Origin of the sequence: Bradyrhizobium sp. NBAIM14 (assembly GCF_020193895.1) — a bacterium.
Lineage (GTDB): Bacteria > Pseudomonadota > Alphaproteobacteria > Rhizobiales > Xanthobacteraceae > Bradyrhizobium > Bradyrhizobium yuanmingense.
Genome location: NZ_JADYVQ010000001.1, coordinates 1236450 through 1242500, shown reverse-complemented (window position 1 = coordinate 1242500; position 6051 = coordinate 1236450). Strand labels below are relative to the sequence as shown.

Below are 6051 nucleotides of genomic sequence, written 5' to 3'. Positions count from 1 at the left end.
CCTACGAGAGCCGTTCAACGGCAAAAAGCCCCGGAGACATCTCCGGGGCTTTTCGTCGTTTCAAGCGCTGCGAACCGTCGTCGCCTTAAGTCCGCGTCCGCATCCGCATCATGAAGGTATCGAAGCTGAGCTCGGCCACCTGCATCCAGGCGAGCGACTCGCTGCGGAAGGCGGTCAGGCTCGCATACATCTTGCCGAAATGCGGGTTGTTCTTGGCGAGATCGGCGTAGATCTCGTTGGCTGCGCCGTAGCAGGCCTCGAGCACCTCCTGCGGGAACGGCTTCAGGATTGCGCCGGACGCCAGCAGCCGTTTCAGCGCGGGCGGGTTCACCGAATCGTACTTGCCGGTCACCCAGGTGAAGGTGTCCATCGATGCCGTGCTGATGGCGGCCTGGTAGTGCTTCGGCAGCCCATTCCACTTTTCGAGGTTCATGATGTTGTGGCCCTGGCCGGTGCCTTCCCACCAACCGGGATAGTAGTAGTACTTCGCCACCTTGACGAAGCCGAGCTTCTCGTCGTCATACGGACCGACCCACTCGGCAGCGTCGATCGTCCCTTTCTCCAGCGCGGGATAGATGTCGCCGGCCGCGATCTGTTGCGGCACGCCCCCGACCTTTGCGACAATGGTGCCGGCGAAGCCGCCAACCCGGAATTTCAGGCCCTTGAGATCATCGACGGTCTTGATCTCCTTGCGGAACCAGCCGCCCATCTGAGCCCCGGTCGAGCCGGTCGGCACGCCGATCGCGTTGTGCTCTTTCAAGAGATCATTGAGCATGTCCTGACCGCCGCCCCATATCAGCCAGGAAATGTGCTGACGCGTATTGAGGCCGAACGGCAGCGAGGTGCCGAAGGTGAATGCCGGATTCTTGCCCCAATAATAGTAGAGCGCGGTGTTGCCCATTTCGACGGTGCCGTTGGACACGGCATCGAGCACTTGCAGGCCCCCGACGATTTCGCCGGCCGCGAAGGGTTGGATCTGGAATCTGTTGTCGGTGATCTCCGCGACCCGCTTGCAGAAATACTCGCAGCCGCCGTAGAGCGTATCCAGTGATTTCGGCCAGCTCGCCGCCAGCCGCCATTTCACCTCGGGCATTGATTGTGCGACAGCCGGCGCTGCAATTGCGCTTGCGGCAAGGCCCAGTCCGCCTGCCTTCAGAAATTTACGACGTTCCATGCGTTTCCCTCCTGCGGTGTCGTGTCCTCGACGAGGGATCGCGGTCTTGACGCCGCTTCATCTTTCGCCGGTGGCCGACGTTTCTTGGTGTCCGAAATTCAATGCGCAGGCAGCATGACCAAAGGGGAACAGCAAATCAAGCTCGCTTTGGTTGTGCGCCTGCCAAGCCGATCAATGCTGCGGCGCGAACGCGGCTTCCATGGCCTTGCGCGCCTTCACCGTTTCGTTGCCCGGGTCGAATTCGACATCGCTCCAGCGTACCAACGTGCCATGGGCGACGTCGTGCTTAAGCTTGAGGCGATGTGCGAGCCCGATCGGCAGGGCCCCAGCCCTGAGGCTCGCGGCCGCCGGTATCAGCTTGCCCCATACCGTGTAGCCGCCTTCGCCGTCGAGCATCTCCCCGGCACGCAAGTTACGTTTGGCCACGGCGGCGACGTCGCCGCGAAAGCCGTAAGGCTGCCCGGTGGGCTCGCCCCGCAGCGCGGCCGACAGCACCGAGATGTTCAGCTCGAGCCCGATCAGATGGTAGGGCTTGTACATCGCGGCATAGCGTCCGCTCCCATCGGTCTTGAGGCCGTATTGCCTGAAGCAATCGGCGGCATAGTCGTTGGGCGCCTCCAGTACCACATAGACGCCCCAGCGCAGGTCGCGAAACACCGGCCGGCCGTCGCGCTCGAGCGAGGAGACGACTTCGACGACACCGGATCGCTCCAGCACACCGCCGCGCGAGCGCGGCCGCATGATGTGCGGCAGATCATCGACGCCGCACGGCGGAAAGGCCAGGCCGTCCGCGGGCACGTCGAGGCCGCAGGCATTGGCGATCGCGGCCATCTCGATCGCCGATTTGGTGCCGTCGAGGAACGAGTTGAACATCTGCGGATTCATGCCGGCCGACTGCGCTTCGCCCGCGGTCAGGCCGTAATGCTGCCAGACACCGTCGGGCGTCACGTCGTGATAGGCCGGCAGGTACTTCGTGCCCTTGCCGGCGGCAATGACGTGAAATCCGGTGGCGCGGGCCCAATCGACCATCTCCGCCGTCAGCGCCGGCTGGTCGCCATAGGCGAGCGAATAGACCACGCCCGCTTTTCGCGCTTCGTCGGCGAGCAGCGGGCCCGCCAGCACGTCGGCTTCGACATTGACCATCACGATATGCTTGCCCGCCGCGATCGCGGCGCGCGCGTGGGCAATGCCGACGGCGGGATTGCCGGTCGCCTCTACCACCACGTCCATGGCGCCGCCGGCAATGGCGCGCGCGCCGTCATCGGTGAACACGGTCGCGGCGATGCGTTCGGCATCCCAGCCGACGGTCCGGCAGGCCTCGCGGGCCCGGTCGCGGTCGATGTCGACGATGATGGGCACCTCCAGCCCCGGCGTGTGCGGCACCTGTGCGAGGAACATCGAGCCGAACTTGCCGGCGCCGATCAGCGCGACACGGACGGGCTTGCCGGCGGATGCGCGGGCTTGCAGGAGGCGGAAGAGGTTCATGGGGGGTCCGAGATCGCTATGGCTGTCAGGTGACACTGTCAAACTTCGTCATTCCGGGGCGCGCGAAGCGCGAGCCCGGAATCCATTTCTCCACAAGCACTGCGGCCGGATGGATTCCGGGCTCGACGCTCCGCGTCGCCCCGGAATGACAGGTTACTCCGCCGCCTGCCGTGGTGCCCGTGCCAGCCGCAGCAGCGCGTCGTCGTCCACCGTCTTGATCGGCGTGAAATCGCGATGGGCGATGTAATCCGGTCGTGTCGGTGTGCGGATATGGTTCGAGACCGCATTCAGCGTCAGGTACACGATCTTGCGCGGATAGGGCGTGATGTTGCCGCTGGAGCCGTGCACGAGATTGCCGTGGAACATCAGCATGCCGCCGGGCTTGCCGGTGGGCGCGACGATGCCGCCCTGCTTGACGAGGCGCGTGACCGTATCCTCGTCCAGCGTCCATAGCGGATAAGAGGTGGTGGCAAGATCGTGCGAAGCCTCGAGATCGCCGGCGTTCTGGCTGCGCGGCACCAGCATCAGGGGGCCGTTGATCGGCATCACCTCGTCGAGGAAGATCGCGATGTTCATCGCCCGCGGCTCCGGCATGCCGTCATCGCGCTTCCAGGTGCCGTAATCCTGGTGCCATTGCCAGACGTCGCCGGTGAAGGCCGACTTGGCGTTGATCTTGAACTGGTGCATGTAGACGGGCTCGCCGAACAATTGCTCGACCGGCTCGATCATGCGCGGATGCGCGCCGAGGATCGCGAACGCCTCGTTGTAGAGATGCGCGGCAAAGGCCGTGCGCGGAGCGCCACTCTTCTCGCGCCAGACCTCGGGCCGGTTGGCGTCATAGATGGCGACCGCCTCGCGCGCGAGCAGGTCGACCTCCTCTGGGGCGAACAGCTCGGGCAGGAACAGCCAGCCCTCGCGGTGGAAGAACTCCAATTGCTCCTGAGACAGTTTCATGGGTCGTCCTCCTGTTTGCTTTGTTTTGTCATTCCGGGGCACGCGAAGCGTGAGCCCGGAATCCATTCCTCCGCAGTCTCTGCCGCCCGATGGATTTCCGGGCTCGACGCTCCCGGGCCGCGCTTCGAGCGGTCCCGTCGCGTCGCCCCGGAATGACGGCGTGCTACGCCGCCGCCTCTTCCGTCGCCCGCAATCTCTCCTCGGTCATCCGTCCCGCCGTCTGCGCATGCGCGAGCGCGGCGCGTTCGGCCGCTTTCGCGTTGCCGCTGAAAATGTGCGCGGCAATATCGGCATGCTCCGCCCAGGCGCTGGCGCGATAATCGAGCTCGGAGAGCACCGTCGCCATCGAGCGACGCATGTGCGGCCATTGCGGCGCCATGGTCTCCTCGATCACGGGATTGCCGGCGAGCTGATAGATCGCGCGGTGAAAATCGACATCGAGGGTGATGAGCTCGGATAGCGTGGTGTTGCGGTCGCTGCGGCGCCCGGCGGCGAGCGCTGCCTCCAGTCGCGCGCGTCCCGCTGCGTCGCTGGCCGCGCGCTGAGCGGCAAGCCCGGCCGCCAGCGCGTCGATGGCGCCGCGCACCTCGTAGAGCTGGCGGATGCGCGCGGGATCGAGCTGCGTCACTTCAAAGCCGCGGCGGCCGCTCTCTGCGACCAGGCCCTGCCGGTGCAACAGATGCAGCGCATGCGACACCGGCTGGCGCGACACGCCGAGCCGGTCGGCGAGCTCGTTCTGCCGGATGCGCTGGCCGGGCTGAAGCGTGCGGTCGGAGATCGCCTCCAGGATTCGCGCATAGACCTGGTCGATCAGGTTCGGGAGCGGGTCGAGAGGGATCACGCCGGCAGCTCCAAGCCATCTCGGAATACGGAATTCCGTATTCGAACTTACGCTCGGCGAGGTGGAGCGTCAAGCCGTATCTCGGGCGATCCCAAGGGCTTCACGTCACCCGGGTAAGCTGTTGAATTTCCTGAGTCCGTCTACTGTGCATGGGGTTGTTTTCGCGACAACGGGTCCGGATCTGACCCATCCAGCACCTCCACCTCCATCGTGGCGATGTCGTCCGCATCGGCCACCGCCTCGATCGCCCCGATCCGCTCGCCCACGAACGTCACGCGCAGGGCAATGCGCAGCTGTCCGCCGAGGATGACGGCAGCACCCAACTCACCATCGACCAGCGCCGTGCGCGCCGTCCGGGCGCGGCCCTTGTAGAGCTGCGCGACAGCCTCGGCGCCGCGCACCTCCGCCAGCGAGCCGAGCCGCACCGCGGCCTGATCGGCGCGGAAGACGACCTCGGGATCCAGCACCGCGAGCAGCCCTTCGAAATTGCCCTCGCGCGAGGCTTTAAGAAATGCATCGACGATCCTTCGCTGCTGCGTCAGATCCGTCTCGGGCACCGGTGCGCCCTGCACGCGCCGCCGGGCGCGGCTCGCCAGTTGCCGCGAGGCATCGACCGAACGGCCGACGATCGGCGCGATCTCCTCGAACGGGACGGCGAACATGTCGTGCAGCACGAAGGCGAGCCGCTCCGCGGGCTGCAGCGTTTCCAGCACGACCAGCAGTGCCGCGCCGACGGAATCGGCCATCTCCGCCTCTCGCTCGCTTGTATCGTCGACCGGCTCGGGTACGTGCGGACCCATCGGATCCTCGCGACGCGACTTCCGGGCGCGCAGCATGTCGAGGCAGATGCGCGCCACGACCGTGGTCAGCCAGCCGCGCAAATTCGCGATGTCGGACAGGTCGTAGCGGCTGACCCGCAGCCAAGCCTCCTGCACGGCATCGTCGACCTCGGCGCGCGAGCCCAGCATTCGATAGGCGACCGCACGCAAATGATCCCTGCTCGCCTCGAACTGCCCGGTCAGAGAATTTTCTTCGGTCATCGGTCACATTCCCTCGTCGCGATCCGTCATGCCCATGACGAAGCCAATCCGGCCGATGTGACCGGAACCCTCTAAATTCGACAGATGGACACGCAACATGATGCACGCCCGCATGAATCATCCCGTCATGGTCCTGCCGGAGGCCATGAAGGTCCTTCAGTCCCTCGGGAACCTGACAAAGCAGGGTCTGCCGGAAAAGCTCCTCGAACTGGTGCACCTGCGCGCCAGCCAGATCAATGGTTGCAGCGTGTGCGTCGATATGCACCCGAAGGTCGCCCGCCGGCTGGGCGAAACCGACGAGCGCCTGTTCGCCGTCTCCGCCTGGCGCGAGGCACCCTACTTCACCGACGCCGAGCGCGCCGCGCTGGCCCTGACCGAAGCCGTCACGCGCCTCGCCGATCGCGAGGATCCGGTGCCCGATGCGATCTGGAACGAAGCCGCCAAGCACTTCGACGAGCGCGAGCTCGCCACGCTGATCGTTGCGATCGCGACGATCAACGTCTGGAACCGCCTGAACGCGACGATCAAGATGCCGGTCGGCGTGTGGAAGGTGTGAG

General features: G+C 65.5%; 6 protein-coding genes. 1 reads left to right on the top strand and 5 read right to left on the bottom strand.

Annotated elements, in window-relative coordinates:
- Positions 1-85: 85 nt before the first annotated feature.
- The 5 genes from I6F28_RS05780 to I6F28_RS05760 all read right to left on the bottom strand — a co-directional run bounded on the left by I6F28_RS05780 (position 86) and on the right by I6F28_RS05760 (position 5494).
- Positions 86-1174 (bottom strand): TRAP transporter substrate-binding protein, encoded by a 1089-nt coding sequence (locus tag I6F28_RS05780; protein ID WP_035996972.1) that lies wholly within the window; start codon positions 1172-1174, stop codon positions 86-88.
- A gap of 171 nt (positions 1175-1345) precedes the next feature.
- The gene (locus tag I6F28_RS05775) at positions 1346-2659 is read right to left on the bottom strand and encodes an NAD(P)H-dependent oxidoreductase (protein ID WP_109142262.1); all 1314 of its coding nucleotides are present in this window, start codon (positions 2657-2659) and stop codon (positions 1346-1348) included.
- Between the two features lie 153 nt (positions 2660-2812).
- Complete coding sequence (locus I6F28_RS05770; protein ID WP_057028358.1) at positions 2813-3613, bottom strand: phytanoyl-CoA dioxygenase family protein; 801 nt, start codon at positions 3611-3613, stop codon at positions 2813-2815.
- A 163-nt stretch (positions 3614-3776) separates the two neighbouring features.
- On the bottom strand, positions 3777-4454 hold the full coding sequence (locus I6F28_RS05765; RefSeq protein ID WP_225139444.1) for a GntR family transcriptional regulator: 678 nt from the start codon (positions 4452-4454) through the stop codon (positions 3777-3779).
- Positions 4455-4594: 140 nt separating this feature from the next.
- The gene (locus I6F28_RS05760) at positions 4595-5494 is read right to left on the bottom strand and encodes a sigma-70 family RNA polymerase sigma factor (RefSeq protein WP_225139443.1); all 900 of its coding nucleotides are present in this window, start codon (positions 5492-5494) and stop codon (positions 4595-4597) included.
- A 100-nt stretch (positions 5495-5594) separates the two neighbouring features.
- Here I6F28_RS05760 and I6F28_RS05755 point away from each other — a divergent pair, with 100 nt between their 5' ends.
- Entirely contained in the window at positions 5595-6050 is a 456-nt protein-coding gene (locus I6F28_RS05755) for a carboxymuconolactone decarboxylase family protein (protein ID WP_036020878.1), read from the top strand.
- Position 6051 lies beyond the last annotated feature (1 nt).

Excerpts from the sequence above, each read along its gene's own strand:
- I6F28_RS05780 (WP_035996972.1), bottom strand. The coding sequence starts at position 1,174 with ATGGAACGTCGTAAATTTCTGAAGGCAGGCGGACTGGGCCTTGCCGCA.
- I6F28_RS05775 (WP_109142262.1), bottom strand. The coding sequence starts at position 2,659 with ATGAACCTCTTCCGCCTCCTGCAAGCCCGCGCATCCGCCGGCAAGCCC.
- I6F28_RS05770 (WP_057028358.1), bottom strand. The coding sequence starts at position 3,613 with ATGAAACTGTCTCAGGAGCAATTGGAGTTCTTCCACCGCGAGGGCTGG.
- I6F28_RS05760 (WP_225139443.1), bottom strand. The coding sequence starts at position 5,494 with ATGACCGAAGAAAATTCTCTGACCGGGCAGTTCGAGGCGAGCAGGGAT.
- I6F28_RS05755 (WP_036020878.1), top strand. The coding sequence starts at position 5,595 with ATGCACGCCCGCATGAATCATCCCGTCATGGTCCTGCCGGAGGCCATG.